Source organism: Bradyrhizobium sp. USDA 223 (assembly GCF_044909005.1).
Lineage (GTDB): Bacteria > Pseudomonadota > Alphaproteobacteria > Rhizobiales > Xanthobacteraceae > Bradyrhizobium > Bradyrhizobium yuanmingense.
Window position 1 is genome coordinate 904,670 of the sequence record NZ_JBIYDR010000001.1, and the last position, 19,715, is coordinate 924,384.

The 19,715-nt window shown below is 62.3% G+C and carries 18 protein-coding genes and 1 pseudogene; 15 read left to right on the top strand and 4 right to left on the bottom strand.

Annotated elements, in window-relative coordinates; all coding sequences use genetic code 11:
- Window positions 1-4 precede the first annotated feature (4 nt).
- The 10 genes from ABIA40_RS03715 (at window position 5) to ABIA40_RS03760 (ending at window position 8,139) form a co-directional block, all read left to right on the top strand.
- Window positions 5-1,102, top strand: a complete 1,098-nt coding sequence (locus ABIA40_RS03715; protein WP_404539180.1) for an ABC transporter ATP-binding protein — start codon at window positions 5-7, stop codon at window positions 1,100-1,102.
- Window positions 1,095-2,117, top strand: a complete 1,023-nt coding sequence (locus ABIA40_RS03720) for an ABC transporter ATP-binding protein (protein ID WP_404539183.1) — start codon at window positions 1,095-1,097, stop codon at window positions 2,115-2,117. Before ABIA40_RS03715 ends, ABIA40_RS03720 begins: the two co-directional genes overlap by 8 nt.
- Before the next feature lie 13 nt (window positions 2,118-2,130).
- Window positions 2,131-2,754 carry a dihydroxyacetone kinase subunit DhaL gene (gene dhaL / locus ABIA40_RS03725; RefSeq protein ID WP_404539186.1) on the top strand — a complete coding sequence of 208 codons (624 nt, stop codon included), beginning with the start codon at window positions 2,131-2,133 and terminating at the stop codon, window positions 2,752-2,754.
- A complete protein-coding gene (dhaM, locus tag ABIA40_RS03730) occupies window positions 2,751-3,143 on the top strand; it encodes a dihydroxyacetone kinase phosphoryl donor subunit DhaM (RefSeq protein WP_036041954.1) in 393 nt (130 codons plus the stop codon). Before dhaL ends, dhaM begins: the two co-directional genes overlap by 4 nt.
- A gap of 30 nt (window positions 3,144-3,173) precedes the next feature.
- Window positions 3,174-3,476, top strand: coding sequence for an HPr family phosphocarrier protein (locus ABIA40_RS03735; RefSeq protein WP_063710681.1), 303 nt, complete (start codon window positions 3,174-3,176; stop codon window positions 3,474-3,476).
- Window position 3,477: 1 nt separating this feature from the next.
- The gene (gene ptsP / locus ABIA40_RS03740; RefSeq protein WP_404539191.1) at window positions 3,478-5,097 is read left to right on the top strand and encodes a phosphoenolpyruvate--protein phosphotransferase; all 1,620 of its coding nucleotides are present in this window, start codon (window positions 3,478-3,480) and stop codon (window positions 5,095-5,097) included.
- Between the two features lies 1 nt (window position 5,098).
- Entirely contained in the window at window positions 5,099-5,512 is a 414-nt protein-coding gene (locus ABIA40_RS03745; RefSeq protein ID WP_198399756.1) for a hypothetical protein, read from the top strand.
- Between the two features lie 36 nt (window positions 5,513-5,548).
- A complete protein-coding gene (dhaK, locus tag ABIA40_RS03750) occupies window positions 5,549-6,532 on the top strand; it encodes a dihydroxyacetone kinase subunit DhaK (RefSeq protein WP_404539194.1) in 984 nt (327 codons plus the stop codon).
- Between the two features lie 724 nt (window positions 6,533-7,256).
- A complete protein-coding gene (locus ABIA40_RS03755; protein WP_271544050.1) occupies window positions 7,257-7,784 on the top strand; it encodes a hypothetical protein in 528 nt (175 codons plus the stop codon).
- 109 nt (window positions 7,785-7,893) lie between these two features.
- Window positions 7,894-8,139, top strand: a complete 246-nt coding sequence (locus ABIA40_RS03760; RefSeq protein ID WP_271544053.1) for a hypothetical protein — start codon at window positions 7,894-7,896, stop codon at window positions 8,137-8,139.
- 51 nt (window positions 8,140-8,190) lie between these two features.
- Here ABIA40_RS03760 and ABIA40_RS03765 read toward each other — a convergent pair whose 3' ends face one another.
- The gene (locus ABIA40_RS03765; protein WP_271544055.1) at window positions 8,191-8,913 is read right to left on the bottom strand and encodes a response regulator transcription factor; all 723 of its coding nucleotides are present in this window, start codon (window positions 8,911-8,913) and stop codon (window positions 8,191-8,193) included.
- 410 nt (window positions 8,914-9,323) lie between these two features.
- Here ABIA40_RS03765 and ABIA40_RS03770 point away from each other — a divergent pair, with 410 nt between their 5' ends.
- On the top strand, window positions 9,324-10,148 hold the full coding sequence (locus ABIA40_RS03770) for a DUF3313 domain-containing protein (RefSeq protein WP_271544057.1): 825 nt from the start codon (window positions 9,324-9,326) through the stop codon (window positions 10,146-10,148).
- A gap of 221 nt (window positions 10,149-10,369) precedes the next feature.
- Window positions 10,370-11,611 carry a patatin-like phospholipase family protein gene (locus tag ABIA40_RS03775; RefSeq protein ID WP_404539197.1) on the top strand — a complete coding sequence of 414 codons (1,242 nt, stop codon included), beginning with the start codon at window positions 10,370-10,372 and terminating at the stop codon, window positions 11,609-11,611.
- Window positions 11,612-11,642: 31 nt separating this feature from the next.
- Here the strand turns inward: ABIA40_RS03775 and ABIA40_RS03780 are convergent, their stop codons facing one another.
- Both ABIA40_RS03780 and ABIA40_RS03785 read right to left on the bottom strand, forming a co-directional pair.
- A complete protein-coding gene (locus ABIA40_RS03780; RefSeq protein ID WP_271544061.1) occupies window positions 11,643-12,893 on the bottom strand; it encodes a HAMP domain-containing sensor histidine kinase in 1,251 nt (416 codons plus the stop codon).
- The gene (locus tag ABIA40_RS03785; protein ID WP_271544063.1) at window positions 12,890-13,618 is read right to left on the bottom strand and encodes a response regulator; all 729 of its coding nucleotides are present in this window, start codon (window positions 13,616-13,618) and stop codon (window positions 12,890-12,892) included. The genes ABIA40_RS03780 and ABIA40_RS03785 overlap by 4 nt, the downstream gene beginning before the upstream one ends.
- Window positions 13,619-13,907: 289 nt before the next feature.
- On the opposite strand from ABIA40_RS03785, the gene ABIA40_RS03790 reads away from it, so the two are divergent.
- The 3 genes and pseudogenes from ABIA40_RS03790 to ABIA40_RS03800 all read left to right on the top strand — a co-directional run.
- On the top strand, window positions 13,908-14,963 hold the full coding sequence (locus tag ABIA40_RS03790) for an efflux RND transporter periplasmic adaptor subunit (RefSeq protein ID WP_404539199.1): 1,056 nt from the start codon (window positions 13,908-13,910) through the stop codon (window positions 14,961-14,963).
- Complete coding sequence (locus tag ABIA40_RS03795; protein WP_404539201.1) at window positions 14,960-18,064, top strand: efflux RND transporter permease subunit; 3,105 nt, start codon at window positions 14,960-14,962, stop codon at window positions 18,062-18,064. Before ABIA40_RS03790 ends, ABIA40_RS03795 begins: the two co-directional genes overlap by 4 nt.
- 29 nt (window positions 18,065-18,093) lie before the next feature.
- A pseudogene (locus ABIA40_RS03800) lies at window positions 18,094-18,474 on the top strand (hypothetical protein); the annotation flags it as partial.
- Window positions 18,475-18,492: 18 nt separating this feature from the next.
- On the opposite strand, the gene ABIA40_RS03805 reads toward ABIA40_RS03800, so the two are convergent.
- A complete protein-coding gene (locus tag ABIA40_RS03805; protein WP_404539203.1) occupies window positions 18,493-19,458 on the bottom strand; it encodes a DMT family transporter in 966 nt (321 codons plus the stop codon).
- Window positions 19,459-19,715: the final 257 nt, after the last annotated feature.

A 19,715-nucleotide genomic window follows, 5' to 3' on the forward strand; every position in this document is an offset into this window, starting at 1 on the left:
AGACATGGCACAGATCCGCGTCGAAAACCTGCGCAAGTCGTTCGATCAGTTTGCCGCCGTACAAGGCTCCAACTTCACGATCGACGATGGCGCTTTCTTTGCGATGCTCGGCCCCTCCGGCTGCGGCAAGACCACCACCTTGCGCATGATCGCGGGTCTGGAGCTGCCGACCGAGGGCAGGATCCTGCTCGACAATGAGGACGTGACCTTCCAGCGGGCATCCGCGCGCGATATCGCCTTCGTGTTTCAGCTTTTCGCGCTGTATCCGCACATGAACGTCGCCGAGAATATCGGCTTTCCGCTCAAGTGCCAGGGCATGGCCCGGCGCGATATTCACCAGCGGGTGCAGGAGACAGCCAAACTGCTGCGAATCGAGCATCTGCTGTCGAGCAAGACGTCGAAGCTGTCTGGCGGCGATCGGCAGCGCGTTGCGCTGGGGCGCGCGATGGTGCGGCGGCCAAAGGCCTTTCTGATGGACGAGCCGCTGGGCGCGCTCGATTCCGAGTTTCGTCATCTGATGTGCAGCGAACTCCGCGACCTGCACGATCGCATCGGGGCGACCACCGTCTACGTGACGCATGACCAGCTCGAGGCGATGTCGATGGCGGATCGGATCGCCGTCATGAACCAGGGACGCGTTGAGCAGATCGGCCTGCCGCAGGAGATCTATGATCGGCCCGCGAGCATGTTCGTGGCCGATTTCATCGGCTCGCCGCCCATGAATTTTCTGCGCTTCGAGGCTGGTCTGCGCTCCGGCGATCGGACGATCAGCTTCCATGACACGAGCATCGCGGTGCCGGAGATCCGAGAGGATCGCGCCAGCGCCGGTATGGCACTCGGCGTTCGTCCGGAGCATATCCGCTTCGCCGACGCGGCACCCGTCCGCGGCGAGGTGTTTGGCGCGGAGTATCTTGGGACCACCCAGATTGTCACCGTCGACACCGCACATGGACGCATTGCGGCGCGGTTGCCTTCCAGCACGCCCGTGCGGATCGGCGAGCGGGTCGGCCTTGAATTCCGTTCGGAACGACTCGCGTTATTCGACGTCGCCAGCGGCCTTGCGATACGAACTGCCACCGCGGGGAGCGCAGACCATGGCTGACGTCGCCCTACGCAACATCAGCAAGCGCTTCGGCGCGGTGGCGGCCGTGCGCGAGCTCTCGCTCTCGGTGAACGACGGAGAATTCATGGTGCTGCTCGGACCGAGCGGTGCCGGCAAGACCACGACCTTGCGGCTGATCACTGGGCTCGAGACTCCCGATTCCGGCTCGGTCATGATCGACGGACGCGACGTGACGCTGGCTCCTCCGGGAGCGCGCGATATTGCCTTCGTCTTCCAGCAATATTCGCTCTATCCGCATCTCACCGTCTATGACAACCTTGCGTTTCCGTTGCGCTCGCCCGCGCGACGGGTATCGGAGCCCATCATCAAGAAGCGGGTCGAGCAGACGGCGGAGTTGCTGCACATCGCAAGCAAGCTGAACAATCGCGCAACCCGACTTTCGGGCGGCGAGATGCAGCGGGTGGCAATCGGTCGTGCGCTGGTCCGCGATCCCTCGATCTATCTGATGGACGAGCCGCTGTCGTCGCTGGACGCCAAGCTCCGTGCCGAGCTGCGGCTGGAGCTCAAGCGGATCCAGCTCGAGCTTGGTGCGACCATCCTCTACGTGACCCACGATCAGGTCGAGGCCATGACGATGGCGTCCCGGATCGGCGTGATCAAGGACGGCGAGCTGCTCCAGCTCGGCACGCCCCGGGAAATCTACGAGAGACCGTCGTCGAGCTATGTCGCCTCGCGCCTCGGCACGCCCCAGATCAATTTCCTCCCCGCCCGGCTGTTGTCGGACGTGCCGCTGCCGCCGGGAACGGAGACAGTCGGTATTCGCACCGAGCACCTTCGCCTCGCGGCGCGCAATGGCGGGCCGATGGTCGGCCGCGTGCACCGGGTCGAGCACCTCGGCGAGCAGAATCACGTTCACTTGGACTATAAGGGAGAGATGCTGGTCACACTTGCGGATCCGCATCAACCGCTGCATGCCGGTCAGGAGGTTGAGCTGGATCTGATGCAACCGCTCTGCTTCGACGGCGCCGGGCAGCGCCTCCCGGCGGTTCATTAGAGGATCAAACGCGATGTCGCTGCAACCCGGGACGTTCAAATCGCTGGTCAAGCTGGCCGCAGAGCGGGTCATTGCCAGCGCGCCGGAGCTCACGAGCCTGGACCAGGCCATCGGCGACGGCGACCACGGATTCAACATGAAGCGCGGGTTCGAAGCCGTGCTCGGCAAGCTCGATGCGATCTCCGAACAGCCGTTCGACGAGGCTTTGAAGACGATCGGAAAGACGCTCGTGATGACGGTCGGCGGTGCTTCCGGCCCGCTTTACGGCAGCTTCTTCCTGGCCGCAGGCGAGGCCCTCTCGCACGACAAGCATCTGCCTGAGGACATCGCTGATGTCTTCGGCAGCGGTGTGAACGCCGTCAGTGCCCGCGGCCGTTCGCACGCCGGTGAAAAGACCATGCTCGACGTGCTCGTTCCCGTGCTGGAGACGCTGAAGAATGCAGCCGGCCAACCGGACCTGATCGCGCGAGTCAGCACAACGGCCGCAGAGGCGGTCGAGCGGACTGCGCCGATGCGGGCCACCAAGGGGCGGGCGTCGTTTCTCGGGCCGCGCAGCGTCGGTCATATCGACCCCGGCGCGCGCTCGAGCTGTATTCTCGTGCAGGCGGTATGCGCGAGCCTGGAGGGAAAGCAATGACTGATGCCGTGGGGATCGTGATCGTCTCGCATTCGAAGGACATCGCCAAAGGCACCGCCGACATGGTGCGGCAGATGGTCGGCAGCGAGGTCAAGGTGGCCTTCTGCGGCGGCAATCCCGATGGCGGGCTCGGCACCAGTGTGTCACTGATTGTCGACGCCATCAACGATGCCTGGTCGGCCAAAGGCGTCGCGATCCTCGTCGATCTCGGCGGCGCCGAAACAAACAGCGAGATGGCGGTCGAAATGCTGGAGCCGGCACGCCGCGATCTCGTTGTCGTATGCAACGCGCCGATCGTCGAGGGCGCCGTGATGGCGGCGACCGAGGCGGCGGGCGGCAGCTCGCTGGCCCAGGTCAAGGCCGTGGCCGAGGAACTCTCTGCCGACTGATGCGTCGGCGAACGATGATGGAATAAGACCATGTTGGATAAAGCGGACGGCCAGATCTTCACCGAGAATGTGCGGCTGGTGCACGCGGTGGGCATGCATGCACGCCCGGCGGTCAAGCTGACCAAGCTGGCCAAGAAGTTTCAGGCCCAGATTTCCGTCCGGGTCGCGGGCGCGACCGAGTGGATCAATGCCAAGAGCGTGGCCAAGATCATGGCCATGCGCGCGGCTCACGGCAGCACGATCGAGATCAAGGCGTCGGGCAGCGACGCACAGGCTGCCGTCGCCGCCTTGGTCAACCTGATCGCAACCGACTTTCCGGACGAGGCGTCATAGCATGCAGGGAGGCGCCGCCGGACTGGCTTTTCGCGGCAGGACCGCCTCGATCGGCTTTGCCCACGGCCCGCTCATCCGTGTCGATGCGGGCACGAATGGCGAGCGGATCGCAGGCTCGCTGGTCGAGGAGGCGCTCGATCTTCGCAAGGCGATCGACGCGGCGAGCGGGCAGATCGCCGAGCTCGCCGCGATCGCGGGAGGTGAGGCCGCGCAGATTCTCGAGTTCCAGGTCGCGCTGCTGGAGGATGAGGATTTCATCGAAGCGATATTCACGGCGATAAGCGAGGGGGATGCCGCCGACGTCGCATGGCGTTCCGCGCTCGACGAGCAGATTGCAGACTATAATGCGGCCGAGGACGAGTATCTGAAGGCGCGCTGCTCCGATCTTGCGGATCTACGCGACCGCATCATCAGCATCTTGCGCGGAGGCGGGGGCGAGGCCCCCAAGCTACCGAGCGGTGCCGTCGTTTGCGCCGACGATCTGCCGCCCTCGCGTTTCCTGGAGATCGACTGGTCGGCCGGCGGTGGTCTTGCGCTCCTGCGCGGTAGCCCCACGAGCCATGTCGCGATGCTGGCGCGCGCGCGGGGCATCCCCATGGTCGTGCAGCTCGGCGCCATTCCGGAGATCGGCGGAACGGCGCTGCTCGATGGCGAGGGCGCTACGCTCGAGCTCGATCCCAGTGCCGAGCAGCTGCGGCTGTTCGAGAAGCGGCGCGAAATTCATCGCAAGAGCCGGGCGTCCGCGCGGGCGATCCTGCGACGGCCGACCGCATCATGGCGCGGGGAGCGGATCAAGCTGCTCATCAACATCCAGCGCGTCGAGGATCTCGATCATGCCGACGCACAATATGCTGACGGCATTGGGTTGATGCGCACCGAGTTTCTGCTCCCAGAGCGCGGCGGCCTGCCCGACGAGGAGACGCAGTATCGCGCCTATGCTGCCGTTCTGCGCTGGGCCGATCGACGCCCGGTTACCATTCGCACGTTTGATGCCGGCGGCGATAAGCCGGTACCTGGATTCACCATCGACGGTGAGGCCAATCCCTTTCTGGGCGTGCGTGGCCTGCGGCTTTGCCTCGCCCGCCCCGAGATATTCAGCGTGCAGCTCCGCGCGCTGGCCCGTGCGGCCGTGCATGGAAATCTCAGGGTCATGTTTCCGATGGTCACGGCGCCGGACGAGTTCGAGTGCGGACGGAAGCTGTTCGCCGAAATCGTGCAGCGCTTGCAGGCCGAGGGCATTGCCGCGATGCTCCCGGAGCTGGGAATCATGGTCGAGGTCCCGGCGGCGGCCCTGGCGATCGCGACCTTCAAGGCCTCCTTCTTCTCGATCGGATCGAACGATCTCGCGCAATATGTCCTTGCATGCGACCGTTCCAATGGAGCTCTCGCCCCCTTGATGGATCCCTTGCATCCGGCCCTCCTCGAACTGATAGCGCGAACCGCGGAGCACGGACGTCGCGCCGGAACGAGCGTCAGCCTGTGCGGCGACATGGCGAGCGACCCGCGCTGTCTGCCCGCGCTTCTGAATTGCGGCCTGCGCGAGTTGTCGGTGAATGCGTCGGCGCTGGCGCAGATCAAACAGACAATCGACCGCTTGAGCAGCGGAGGCGGGCTTGGCTGATATGGCGATCGATGAACCGGCCGAGGCGGGCGCCGTTGCGGTTTACAAGCGCATCTTCAAGGAGGTGCTTGAGAGCCGCCCATCAGGCATGCGGCTGCGTCTGGCCCATGCCATGGGCAAGAACCGCAGCTTCGTCAGCCAGATCAGCAACCCGGCCTATCCGGTGCCGATTCCCGTGCAGCACCTGAACACGATCTTCGACGTCTGCCATTTCCCGCCGCAGGCGAAGGCGGCGTTCCTTCGTGCCTATACCCGTGCGCACCCGCGCCGGATCGGCCGCCTGACGGAGGGGGCGCATGAACGGACGCTGACGCTGCACCTGCCGGATCTCGGCAGCTCGAAGCGCAATGCGGAGCTCGATGCGCTGCTGCAGGAATTCGCGCGGCGCTTGGGAGCAATCATGCGGGAAAAATGAGCGCCAAGCTCAGAGGGACGAAGAGGGGAGGAGAACATGAAAAAGTTCATCAATTCGGTTGATGGCGTGCTCGCGGAGAGCCTCGACGGGTTGGCTGCGGCGCATGCCGATCTCGTGACGCTCGGGCCCGAGCGAAAATTCGTGCGGCGCCGCGAGCTCAATTCGCGGAAGGTCGCGCTCGTATCCGGCGGCGGTAGCGGGCACGAGCCGCTGCATGCGGGCTTCGTCGGCTATGGCATGCTCGATGCGGCTTGTCCGGGACAGGTCTTCACCTCGCCGACACCGGACCAGATCGTCGAGGCGGCGCAGGCCGTTTCGGGCGACGCCGGCGTGCTCTTCATCGTGAAGAACTATGCGGGCGATCGCATGAACTTCGAGATGGCGGCCGAGATTTCCGAGGGTCGCACGGCCACCATCGTCACCGACGATGACGTCGGGGTCGAGAATTCCACCCACAGCATCGGCCGCCGGGGTGTGGCCGGCACTCTGATCGTCGAGAAGATCGTCGGCGCGGCGGCCGAGAAGGGGGCTGACCTCCAGGCTTGCGTTGCACTCGGCGAGCGCGTCAACGCCCGGACGCGCTCGATGGGGGTGGCACTGACGAGTTGCACGGTTCCGGCTGCAGGCACGCCGACCTTTGTGCTCGCCGAGGACGAGATGGAAGTGGGTGTCGGCATCCATGGCGAACCGGGACGCCGCCGCGTCAAGCTGGAGCGCGCTGACGCGATCGCTTTTGAGATGACAACTGCCATTGCCGGGGATCTCGACGCCCGCGATGGCGACGAAGCCCTGCTGCTCGTCAATGGATTTGGCGGAACGCCCGCGATCGAGCTTTATCTGATGTACAACGCGGCGCGGCGGATGCTCGAAAAGCGCGGCTTGCGCATCGCCCGTTCGCTGGTCGGCAGCTATGTCACCTCGCTGGACATGGCGGGGTGCTCGCTCACCGTGAGCCTGCTCGATACCGAGACCCGGGCGCTGTGGGACCATCCCGTGCGCACGGCCGCGTTGAAATGGTGATGGCGGCTGCGAATGGCTGCTGATGATTTCGATCGTGCTCCGGCGGACGATCGGCCGGGGCCACGCCTCACGCATGTATCGGGAATTCTCCCGGTTCACCCTCCCTGAAACTTGCCGTGTCCCTTGGACACGGCTTCTTTTTTGGGGCGGTAGGCAGCTATTTCCCTGTCCGTCCCAGGCGCGGGGTCCAATGAGTGCTTTGCGCTGGAAATGATCGGCGGGCCCCCTCGGCTCCGGCCGAAACGAGCGTCGCCATTGCAGCAGCGATGAACGCGAAACTCCATATCGCCGCGCTGTTGCGGCGACGCCTGTAAGCTCTCCAAGACGATCTTGAGCTTCTCGTCCCCGAACCAGCGCCGCCGCCGGCCCGTATCCATCACCTCAGGCCGTTCGTCTCGGTCGCCGCGCCTATCTGATGCACCCGGTCCAATCAGGGACTCGGCCGCTCTGACATCTTTTGACTCAACATGCCGACGCGCAGAAACGTTCAGTCACACGCGGCCCAATTTGGATCCAGGTGTCTGGATAACGAGCGCGGGTCGGGAGAAGGGCGACGCTCGATTCCATCAAGATCGGACGTTCGTCGGGTAGTTCAGCTTTGCGAGAGCGGGAAAGCGAGGTCTGCAGCGTCGAAGAGCTTGATGTTCGCGGGGCGGTGCGCGGTGTGCAGCTGACCAATGGATCGAAGCCTGCAGCGACGATCAAGGTTCTAGAAGGAGGGCAGATGACTGTCGCAATAGTCGGCGCAATGAGAATCCTGACAACGCGCCGGTTGAATATGCCACGGCTCGGTTTTTGGATGCTGATGGCCGTCGCCGCCGCATCCCCTGCATCAGGGCAGGAGAGCTTCAATAGCGTCGCCGGTTCATGGTCGGGCAGTGGTTGGATGAAGCCCAAGGACGGCCCCCGGGAGCGGGTTCGCTGTAAGGTCGACTACGTGCCCAAGAACGAAGGCCAATCCGTCAGGATGAATGTGCGCTGCGCGAGCGAGGCGTACAAGATGGATCTGGGCGCCACGATCGAACAAAGCGGCTCGGAGCTTTCAGGAAACTGGTTTGAAAGCCAGTACCGCGTCGGGGGCAAGGTCTATGGGAAAAATCAGAATGGCGTGATCGATGCCCGCATCGAGGGCGACAAGATCACGGCGTTGCTCGTCGTTCGTACGAAAGGAAGCCGCCAATCCTTCGTCATGGAGTCGCCGGGAGCCTGGGTATCCGAGGTCGCCATCGATCTTACGCGCGATGCGCGATGACGCGAACAAAGTACCGACGCGATCTCTCTCATGGCTCGCATGTGTGCTGTTGACGTCGTGCGCTGTGCAGCCCAAAGGCTCGCCGATGGCTCCGGAGCCGTCGAAAGTCATGGGCTCGCTGAAGAAAGTCGCCGCCGAAGCCCAATTGAAGGAGCCTGTCGAGTTCTCAGAGCCTATCCGAGCCCATCCGATCTCCTCCGTTCCTTGGATCATATGTTTGCGAAGCGGCGCCACGGAGTTGTCAAAGCGGCGTCCTTATGCGGTGCTATTCGAAGGCAACCGCTACGTTGAGGCGCGACTGTCGGTGATCGTCGACCGCTGCGAAGGGCAGTCGTTCGCAGCTCTGCCGAAATGATGCAGAGGCAGGCTTCGCTCGCAGACGGAGGTCGACTGAGCGACCGCAGGCTCAGGAGTGCTCGTCCAGGTAGCTAACCTTGGCGGCGAGCTGATAGCCGCCGTTGCGCACCGTCTTAAAGATGTGGTTTGCGCCGCTCTCTGCAAGTTTGCGCCGAAGTCGACTGATCAGTACATCAATGGAGCGGTCCAGGACGTCTCCATCGCGCCCGCGGGTCAGATCGAGCAGTTGGTCGCGAGACAGAACGCGGCCGGGACGGTCGAGAAACGTCAAGAGGAGATCAAACTCCGCCCCGGTCAAATCGATCGAGGTGCCTTGCGGAGCGACCACCGACCGGGCGGAAGGATCGGCGACGAACCCTTCGAAGAGGTAGCGACCTTTCCCGCCGTGAGAGGGGCGGCCATCGTCGCCCCGTCGGAGCACAGCGCGGATACGGGCGATCAGTTCACGCGGGTTGAACGGTTTGCCGAGATAGTCGTCGGCGCCGATCTCCAGGCCGATGATCCGATCTACCTCTTCTTTCAGAGCAGTGAGCAGGATGATCGGAATCCGCGATCGTGAGGACCGGAGATCGCGACAAAGATCGAGTCCGGACCCGTCCGGGAGCATCACGTCCAGTACGACCAGATCGATCTGATTCGTGGCGATCCGTTCACGTACCTCCGCGCAGCGGGACGCGAGTTGAACCCGGAAGCCCTGCTCCTTGATGTAGCGAGCAAGGAGCTTGCGGATCTCTAAGTCATCATCGACGACAAGGATTTGGGGAATGTGCATGAGCGCCGGTTTAGTCCGGTTGGAACAGGCTGAAGGGTATTATTTGTAACGAAGGCTGTCCTCAATTCGGACTGGACATCTTTCGACACAAATCGCGGTCGGTCAGCAACATTAGGTCATCAGCGGCCAGATTCCGAGCCATGTAGCCCGTTTATCACGAGCGCAGGGTTCACAATAAGGGGGTCTGAATGCGCTCCGCCGCCGGTCTTAACCATCCTGGTTCATATCCGTCGTTTCCGTACCAACGCCGGTGGCCGCTCGGATATTGCGCATCGCGCCTGCTTCGCTTCGCGCTGTCGTACGGCCGGACGGGTGCGAAATTCGAGGGCGGCTTGGCCTCGGACAACCGAGTATGCCCCGCGATCGCGGCGGGTTGGAGGCAGTTGGCGGCGACGGGCCGAAACAAGTCGATGCGCTTGGCACTCCTGCCCATCCTTGCACTGTTGCCCGGTTGCGCGACTCCCGCGCTGGTCCAGGGCAACGGGCTGTCCTCCTACGAAGGATTGAAGCAGTCGGATGGAAAGATCACCAAGTCCCGTCTTCAGGTGAAGAAAGAGCAGGTAGCGGCGGCGAAGACGATCAATGTCGCATCGACGGCATTCCCTGCCCACGTTGCGCCTGCGCTAACCCATGAGCAACGTATCCTTGTTGCCAATACGGTAAGCCGCGCCTTGTGCATCAATTTGAGCGACAGATTCAGAGTGGTGTCGCCCGATCAACGGGCGGATTTGACCGTGCGTGCGGCCATTACGCGTGCGACGCCGACTGATGAAGTCGCCGCGGGCGTCTCGGCCGCGGCGAAGCTCGGTACAAGCTTCGTGGACACGGCCGTTCCGATTCCAGTGCCCCGCATTCCGGTTGGACTCGGAGACTTGTCCATCGAGGCCGAAGCCGTCGACGTCACGGGGCGGCAGCAAGCCGCCATGATCTGGGGAAGAGGGGCGAACGCCTTTTTCAGCACGCCGAGAGCATCGAAAGCCAGTGACGCTTACGATCTCGCTCGGGACTTCGGCGACGACTTCGCTAAGATGCTCAACAAGGGTGAAAGTCCCTTCGAGGGCTTTAGTATCGATATCCCGTCCTTGGAAAAGGTCGGCTCGAATATTGGTCTCGCTCCCAAGTATGCGGCGTGCGAAACCTATGGCCGGGCTCCTGGGATCGCCGGTCTGGTCGGCGGCAAATTGGGCCTTCCTCCCGAATGGACCGATGACGGTCCAGCGGAAACACGAAAGTAGTGGTGGTCGAGGACGGCCGGATCGGCAGACGCGGCCTTTGCGGCTCGATCGCGAAGGTCGCCTACGATGATGGTCATCCACGTCGTCGTGTACGGCCCCCGTGCCCCGTGTCGGCCGATCGAGCATCTATCGTCGAGCCCTTCAGGTGGACGACCCGTTCGCTCGGAGGTCTTATTAGGCGTCCTCAGATACCGAAGACCATGTGTACATCGAGATCAGTGATGCGTGTGGCCGCGCTGTTTCTGATGACCGGCCTTCTTTGCGGATGTGCCCTCCTGTTCCCGCGCGATGTGGTTCCGAAACGGCTCATTGACGAGGCCGAACTCACCGGGATGCCGAACATTCGGGTATGGGGGGACGCTCCGCCCGAGGCGCTTGCCGCCCTGTCTACAATCAAACAAATCCGGAGCAAGCCGAATGCCGCTCATGGTCGTCTCGGCCAACAATCGGATGAGCTCAACATTCTCGCAATATCTGGCGGAGGCGACAACGGTGCCTTCGGTGCCGGTCTCTTGGTCGGGTGGGGTGATGCCGGCACGAGACCTGAGTTCGATCTGGTCACCGGGGTGAGCGCCGGCGCGTTGACTGCGCCGTTCGTCTACCTGGGGCGGAGCAGAGATGCAGCATTGAAAGAGGTGTTCACGAGGTACGAGCGCAGCGATATCTACGATCCCGGCGTCGTGGCGCCATTGCTCGGATCGGGCTTGGTCGACAGCTCCCCGCTCGAGAGTCTGATAGCAAAGTATGTCGATGATCAATTCCTCCGCGATATCGCGATGGAGCGGCGAAAGGGTCGAGTGTTGCTCATCGGAACGACGAATCTGGACGCGCAGCGTCCCGTTCTATGGGATGTGGGACGCATAGCCATGAGCAATCATCCGCAAGCCCTGCCCCTCTTCCGAAAGATCCTGCTGGCTTCCGCTTCTGTGCCGGGTGCCTTTCCTCCCGTCCGCATCAAGGTCAGTGTTGCAGACCGCACCTACGAGGAACTTCATGTCGATGGAGGCGTGACTCAGCAGGTTTTCGTGCCGCGACCTTCGACCATCATTCGCACCGACGTCCCAACCAAGAAAGCTGCTGCACGCCTTTTCATCATCCGAAACGGAAAGATCAGCCCGGAATGGGAAGCCGTAGAACCGGGCATTCTCTCTATTTCTCTGAGGTCGATCTCCACCCTGATCAAGAATCAAAGCATCGGCGACCTCTATCGCATCTATGCGAAGGCCGAGATCGACGGTACCGACTTCAACCTTGCGGCAATTCCGTCGACCTTTCGAGCGACGAGGGAGGCTTCGTTTGAGCAGGGATATATGCAGGCGTTGTACACCGAAGGCTATCGTTCCGGTTTCGAAGGCTACCGGTGGATAAAGGCACCCCCGGGAATCGCGAAGAATCCGAAGCCGCTGGGTCACTTCTCCAGTTCGGCCTCGCCCCCCGCCAGCCAGAGTGCGGAGCTCCGGTAAATGTGTCCCGCCGGGGTTAAAGGGGCACCCGTCAGTGTGGCTCCGCCGGAAGCGAGTGCGTAACCGGCAGCGTCACGGTCTGGATCAGCCCCCGTGGTGATCCGTTCTGGATCTTGATGCTGCCTCCTGCGCGCTGAACGATCTCTTTCGCGATCGTCAAACCGAGCCCGGCACCATCGAACTGCTTTGTGCGCGCCCGATCGACGCGGAAGAACGGCTCGAAAACCTGCCCGATAAGATCGGGCGGAATCCCCGGACCGTCGTCGTCGATCACAACGACGATGTCCTTCGCGCTGCTTTGGACAGCGACCCGGGCCCGCTTACCATGCGTGGATGCATTTATGAGCAAATTCCTGAAGGCGCGGCTCAGGCCTGTTCGATTCGCGAGGGCGGTCGCCGCCGCAGAGCTGGTCAGAGTGACGTCGTAAGATAGCGTTCGAAGCTCGTCCACGAGGTCGGAAACGAGAATGTCCAGCCGGATCGGCTCAGGTGCCGACTTGCCGGAGTCCTCTCTCACGAGAAGAATTGCGCTGTCCGCGATCTTTTCCAGCTCGTCGATATCCTTTAGCCACATCTGGCGGTCCTCTTCATCCGTGACGAACTCGGCACGCAGGCGCATACGGGTGATCGGTGTCCGTAAGTCGTGGCCGGCTGCCGCGACCAGCCGCATTCGGCTTTCCATTGCCGCCTTCAGCCGGGAAGACAGAGAATTCAGCGCTCTGGCTGCGACCCGCACCTCCGCCGGTCCTGTCATGGCCAGTTCGGGAAGGACACCGTCCGGGCCTACGGTTTCGATCGCGCGTTCGAGAAGTACGAGAGGTTTGACCATCCGGTTCGCGAAAAAGAGAGCGACCGCCATTGTGCCCAGCGTGGTCAGCGCGAGCCAAATCAAAAGCAGATGGAAGACGCCGCCCGCGGGAGGCAAGTCAGGGATTTGCGTGACGATCCATCCTTGATCAACCGGAATGGACAGGAGAGCAAGATCGTCCCTGCGGGACACGATGACGTCGCGGGGGATCCCGCGGGCCATCAGCGCGTCGCGCAGCCAAGTGGTGAGATTGGTTTCGACTTCACCGCCCGCTGCGGCCTGTTGAACGATGACCAATTTGGGAGCGACCTGCCCAACTCGGGTCAATAACTCTACCTGGTCGACGAGTGGAGTGATTGCCTCCCGTTCGTTGGGCGGATCAAACAGGTAGACGAGAATCCCGGTCAGAATGCAGACCACCGAGATGATCACGACGGTGAGAAGGACGGCGAGTTTGGCGCGCAGGGTGTTCACGCCGGAAAGTCCTGCACCCCGACCTTCGCGACGAGCTGATAACCGCCATTGCGAACTGTCTTGAAAAGGGGCGGCATTCCGGAAGTGTCCAGTTTACGCCTCAACCGGCTGACGAGGACATCGATGGAGCGATCGAAGACCTCTCCCTCTCGGCCGCGCGTAAGGTCCAGGAGTTGATCGCGCGAAAGCACACGTCCCGGTCTGTCGAGAAAGACCTGCAACAGGTCGAATTCCGCGCCGGTCAGTTCGAGAGCATTGCCCTGCGCATCGGTCACGTTGCGCAACTGCGGATCGGCCGTAAGGCCGTCGAATCGGTACTTCCTTGCTTCTTGAGATCGAAGACTTCTTTCTGAGCGGCGTCGTAAGACGGCGCGAATTCTGGCGACCAGTTCTCTCGGATTGAACGGCTTGCCGAGATAATCGTCGGCTCCCATTTCCAGACCTACGATGCGATCGACATCCTCCTTGAGCGCCGTCAGAAGGATGACGGGGATCATGTTCCGTTTCGCTCGCAAATCGCGGCAGGCGTCGAGCCCGGAGCCGTCCGGAAGCATCACATCCAGGACCACGAGATCCACCGGTCCGGCGGCAAGGCGCTCGCGCATCTCGCTGCAGCTCGATGCCAGGACGACGCGAAGCGACTGGCTTTCGATGTAGCGGGCAAGAAGCTTACGAATCTCGGGATCGTCGTCGACGACTAGGATCTGAGGAGTGTGTTCGTTCATGGATGCCGTTCACAGTGGCTCGGAAGCGCGGTTTTACCGGTAAACAGGGGCGAAAAAAGCCGGAACTCGTAACGAAAGGCGCCGAGGCACCAATCTAGCAACATTTCGACACAAACTGGCACCCTCCAGAGACGATCCGACACAAATTGTACTAAGCGAGCAAACGCCACGTCCTACCCGAGTGGTCGTCGGCCCTTCGCGGAAGTGTGGCCGGCGAGGCGTTCGGGAGTCGACGGGGGCGCGGGAGGAAGGTGCTGATATGAAGAGAATCCATCGGGGCCTGAGGTCAATGGCGATCATGACGTCTCTGGTCTGCCATTCCATCGTCCATGCCGAAAGTCTCTCATTCGCGATGACCGTCGTGGCCGCATCGGTCGAGAGATCGGAGGTCACCAGGACGATCACCGCGACAGGCAACGTCGTGGCGTGGCGTGAAATCCCGATCAGCTCTGAAGCGGGTGGGCTGGCGGTGATCGAGGTCGCCGTGGACGAAGGCGACGTCGTTGTGAAGGGGCAGGTACTGGCGCGCCTCAGCCATGATCTGACAGCTGCGGCGATATCCAAGCAGAAGGCCGCGATCGGCGAACTGGAAGCGAGCCTTGCCATTGCCCGATCGGATGCTGCGCGCGCGCATTCGGTGTCCTTGGGGGTGATGAGCGCGCAAGCCATCGAGCAGCGCGAGACGCTCGTCAAGACGACCGAGGCCAAGCTGGAAGCGGCTCGTGCCCAACTCGACGAAGCAGAGGCACGGCAACGTCAGACGGTCATCATCGCTCCCGCTGCGGGAACGATCGCCTCGAGATCGGTGGCGATCGGCCAGGTGGTTCAAGCCGGAGTCGAGATGTTCCGATTGATCCAGGACGATCGCATCGAGGTCGATGCCCGCGTGGTCGAAACCGACCTGCTCGCTGCTGCGGCAGGGCAGCATGTGATGGTGCTCGGCCCCGGTGGGCGATCCGAGCATGGATCGGTCCGCCTCGTTTCGCCGGTGGTGGATCCGAAGACGCGCTTAGGTACGGTTCATGTCGCCCTGCCAAACGGAACGAATCTCAAGCCAGGGATGTTCGTTCGGGTCGAGATTTCGGCCGCAAGAAAGCTTGCGTTGACTGTTCCGTTGAAGGCGCTGGTCTGGCGCGAAGCGAAGGCTCACGTCTTCAAGATCGGACGCGACAGTCTGGTGTCGTTGGTCGAGATCGGAATCGGCGCCAAGGAATCGGATGACGTGGAAGTCCTGCGTGGACTGGAGGTTGGAGATCGCATCGTGACCCAAGGTTCTGGTCTCCTCAGCGACGGTGATTTCGTGAACGTGAAGACTGCCTCGGTCAAAGGCGGCGCGCTGCGATGAACGGCATCTCCGGTTGGGCGATCCGCAACCCCGTCGCGACCATCATTCTGTTCGTGCTGCTCACCCTTGCAGGGGCCGTCGGCTTCTCGAAGCTCCGGCTCAACAATATGCCCGACATGGACATTCCGACGGTGACGGTCAGCGTTGCCTGGCCTGGAGCAGCGCCGACTGAAATCGAGGCGCAAATCACCCGATTCGTCGAGGACGGCGTCGCAGGGCTTGGTACCGTCAATCGCACTCGTTCGATCGTGAACGAGGGACTGTCCATGACCATGGTCGAGTTCGCGATCGGCACCGATATCGATCGGGCGACGAACGACGTCCGGGATGCCGTCGTATCGGTCCGTTCGAAGCTCCCGCAAGGAACGCTCGATCCCATGGTCCGGCGTGTCGATGCGACGGGACAGGCGATCCTGACGTTCATCGTCGACGCTCCGATGATGGCTCCGGACGCGTTGAGCTGGTTCATAGACAACGACATCGCCAAAGCCGCGCTTGCGGTCCCCGGCGTCTCCAAGATTCTCAGATCCGGCGGCGTCGATGCGGAAATCATCATCAAGCTCGATCCAGACCGATTGCTGGCTCTGGGACTGACCGCCGCGGAAGTTTCAGACCTTGTGAGAAACCGCAACATCACTCAGCCCGGCGGTCGTGCGACGCTGGGGGGATCGGAGCAAGTCATTCGTACCGTGGGAAGCGTTCCTGACGTCGCGGCCCTGAAGGAGATGCGCCTGGCCTTCAGCGACGGCCGCAGCGTCAAGCTGTCCGAAATCGCAACCGTCGAGCGCTCATGGGCCGAACCGCGACAGAGGTCCCGGTTCAATGATCGGGAAGTCGTGGGGTTCAGCGTCTACCGCGCCGTCGGGACCGGAGAGTTTGCAGTGACCCGAGCCGTCAGGAAGCGGATGGCCGAATTCGCCGCTGCGCAAGGTGGCGTACGGATCCTGGAAGTGACGTCCTCGACCGATGCGGTCATCGAGGGATACGACGCCGCCATCGAGGCGCTCCTGTTGGGAGCGTTGCTCGCAGTTCTGGTCGTATGGATCTTCCTGCGGGATATTCGGGCGACCTTGATCTCGAGCGCTGCGCTACCGCTTTCGTTGATGCCAACCTTCGCGGTGATGCATGCGCTGGACCAATCGCTGAACAACATCACTCTTCTGGCGATTGCTCTGGTTGTCGGCATTCTTGTCGACGACGCCATCGTGGAAATCGAGAACATCGTCCGGCACATCAGGCAGTCCGGAAAGACCGTATACGAAGCCGCCATCGGTGCGGCCGACGAGATTGGCCTCGCCGTGGTTGCGACGACCTTCGCTATCATCGTGGTTTTCGCGCCAGTCGGCCTGATGCCGGGCATTCCGGGGCAGTTCTTCAAGGCTTTCTCGATCGCCGTTTGCAGTTCTGTCTTCTTCTCTCTCGTGGTCGCTCGCCTGCTTACGCCATTGATGGCGGCCTTTCTCCTGAAGACGACCGGAAGAGAGCATCCCGAGCCGGCGTGGGTGCGGTACTATGCCTTGATGCTGACCTGGACGCTGCACTATCGATGGATCACCACCGTCGCCGGTGTCATATTCTTCGTCGCGTCCTTATCGATCATTCCGTCCCTTCCGACCGACTTCATGCCAGCGGCCGATCGAGGCCGCACGATCCTCAGCGTAGAGTTGGCGCCGGGTGCGACGTTGCAGGAAACGGACGCTGCCACGCAAAAGGTCACGTTCCTGCTTAGAGCGAGACCTGAAGTCGCTTCCGTCTATGCCGCCGTCGGAACCGAGACTTCGACACTTTCCGGCCCGGGAGACCTGTCCACCTCGGTGGGAGAGGTCAGAAGATCGACCGTTACGATCAATCTCGTTCCGAGAGCCGAGCGAACCCTCTCCCAACAGGCGTTCGAAGCTTCGATCGGCCGTCAACTTTCGATCATTCCGGGCGTCCGGATCCGCCTTGGCGAGGACGGCTCCTCCGGTGCGAAAATCCAGGTGTCGTTGTTGAGCGATGATGCCGCAGCACTTGCCCATGCGGCAGGCCGATTGGCCCAGGATATGCGCGCAACTCCGGGATTCCAACGCGCGAGAGTCATGAGCAGTTTCGCCAAGCCTGAGCTGCAGATAACCCCCAAGGCGGACAAGGCCGCTCTCCTCGGAGTTTCTACGACCGCGATCGCCAAGACTGTCAATATCGCCACCGTAGGCGATATCGACCAGAACCTGTCGAAGTTCAGCCTGGGCTCGCGGCAAATTCCCGTTCGCATTCTGCTGAACGACACTGCTCGCTCCGACATGGCCGGCCTGTCGATGCTGCAGGTGCCGACTTTCGAGACGCCGGTGCCCTTGTCGTCTGTCGCCGATATCAGCTTCGGCTCAGGTCCGCTCCAGATCGACCGGACCGATCGCACCAGAAGCGAGACGGTCGAAGCAGAATTAAGTGGCTTGACGGTAGGCGAGGCGGAAGATCTGGTCGCCCAGATGCCTTCGATCAAGCAGCTGCCGGCAGGGGTATCCTACAAGCTCGCGGGCGATTCCGAACGCATGCAGGAGCTGTTCGACGGGTTCAAGCTGGCGGTCGGATCGGCGATCGTTCTGCTCTTCGTCGTCCTCGCGCTGCTCTTCAACGGGTTCGTTCAGCCGGTAACCATTCTCACCGCGCTGCCGCTGTCGATCGGAGGGGCTCTCGGCTCGTTGCTGATGACGCAGATGTCGATCTCCCTGCCGGTCATGATCGGGCTGCTGATGCTCATGGGAATTGCGGCGAAGAACTCGATTCTTCTCGTCGAGTACGCGATCGTCGCCAGGCGCGATGGCGGCCTTGACCGCACGCAGGCTTTGTTGGACGCGGCCCGGAAACGAGCTCGGCCGATCGTCATGACCACGATAGCGATGAGCGCCGGCATGCTGCCCATAGCCTTGGGCATGGGAGCGGATGCCGAGAGGAGGGCGCCGATGGCGATCGCCGTGATCGGGGGACTGTTCAGCTCGACCCTTCTCAGTCTGATGTACGTACCTGCCTTCTACACGGTGATGGACGATCTGCAGCGCTGGGCAGGAAAGGTCTTTCGGAGAGACGTCGCGCGAACCGGTGTGATCGTTCGACGCGCGCCGTGACGCACGCGGGGTTCGGGCGGTTGCAGGCGGTCGAGCGATTGCGTCGGGCTGCGCCGGAGAAGAAGCTCGTGATCGAGGTGAAGACCGCCGATGCCGCACTTGCCGCGGCCGTCGCCGGCTGCGACGTGATCCAGGCGGAGAAGCTCTCACCGGCGGAAATAGCCGCACTGGTCAAGCGCATGGCATCGATGGCCTATACAAGCGCTCGCCCGATCATCGCCGCGGCCGGCGGCGTCAACGCGGCAAATGCAGCGGCCTATGCGGCAGCCGGCGCCGAAGTCCTGGTCACGTCCGCGCCCTATCTGGCAAAGCCCAGGGATGTGCAGGTGCAGATTGCGGCAGCCGAAGCCGACAGACGTAGTGCGCGGCTTGGTCCGAGGACGGACGCAATCGCTCCGGCATTGACGTAGCTGGAGCAGATCGCCTCGCTATTTGGATGGGCTCTTGGTTTCGAGGTGACCTCCGAGGAGCAGAATGAGCCCGGCGGTGACGATCGCGATGCCGATCCACTCGATGATTGTAGGAACCTCGCCAAGTATCGGTATCGCCAACAGCGTTGCACTGGCCGGTACCGCCGCAGCCAGACCGGCCGAGGGCGTAGGCCCGAGAATCCTCACGGAAATGGAGAACAGGATGACCGCCAGGAAACCTGGGCCCAAGCCCTGGAAGGCGGCCTGAAGCAGTATCGTCGACCACGGCGCATCCTGCATGGTGGAAGGAAGAAGGAAGAACCAGACCGGTACGAAAAGTAGCGCGTTCGGCACGCTGACCAGCACCAGCGCCTGGCGCGCTTCGATCTGCCAGTGCTTCACGCCCACAAAGTAGATCGAGAGCACGGCTGAGGCTGCGAGGAAGAATCCGATGGCCGATGCCACGCTGTTGCCGCCGGCGCGCATGCCCGGAAGGGCAACGAGCACTGCGCCGACGAGCAGAATGAGAACTGCAATGAGTTGCCGCCGGGACGGCACGCGCCGTGCGACAAGCAATCCCAGCAGAATGGTGAAGATCGGCAGCGAGCCGTTGGCGAACGCTCCCCCGTATGCCGCCGACGCCCCCTTCAACCCGAAGTACATCAAAATGCTGTATAGCGCGCCGGGACCACAGATTGACATCGACAGGATTGCGTGCAGCGGCAGGTGGCGCGGCCACCAAGCCTTGGCGAACGGAAGAACCAGGGCGCCGGTGACCAGGAACCGAAGTGCGGTCAAATCGAAGGGTGTCAGGCCGGATTGCATGCCGGCCCTCGAGAAGACGAGAAAGCCGGACCAGATGCAGAACACGCCAGCTGCGCTCAGGAGTCCGACAATCCGCTCGTTCGATTTGGCTACAGGTGTCAAGTCCGTGTCCGATTGCTTGAGATATCTTAGCGCACTTAAAACACCTGCGACTTTCAAGATGCTCTCCGCAACATGGTCCTCAAGGGTGACGCCATGGTGAGCGATCCTCGGGAGTTTTTCTAGCCGAGAGTTCCGCAAGCCGCTGGGGCAGCCCGGCATTCGCGAGAAACAGGAGGATACGTTGAACGATCGCGACGCATTGTGCGAGAGATGACGTCGTATTCGGATACTCTGGGGTGCGGCCACGCTGTGCGATGACGGAATCAACGCCTGGAACACTTCCGTCGGCGCTCCGTTAGCGCAGCAAACGCCGG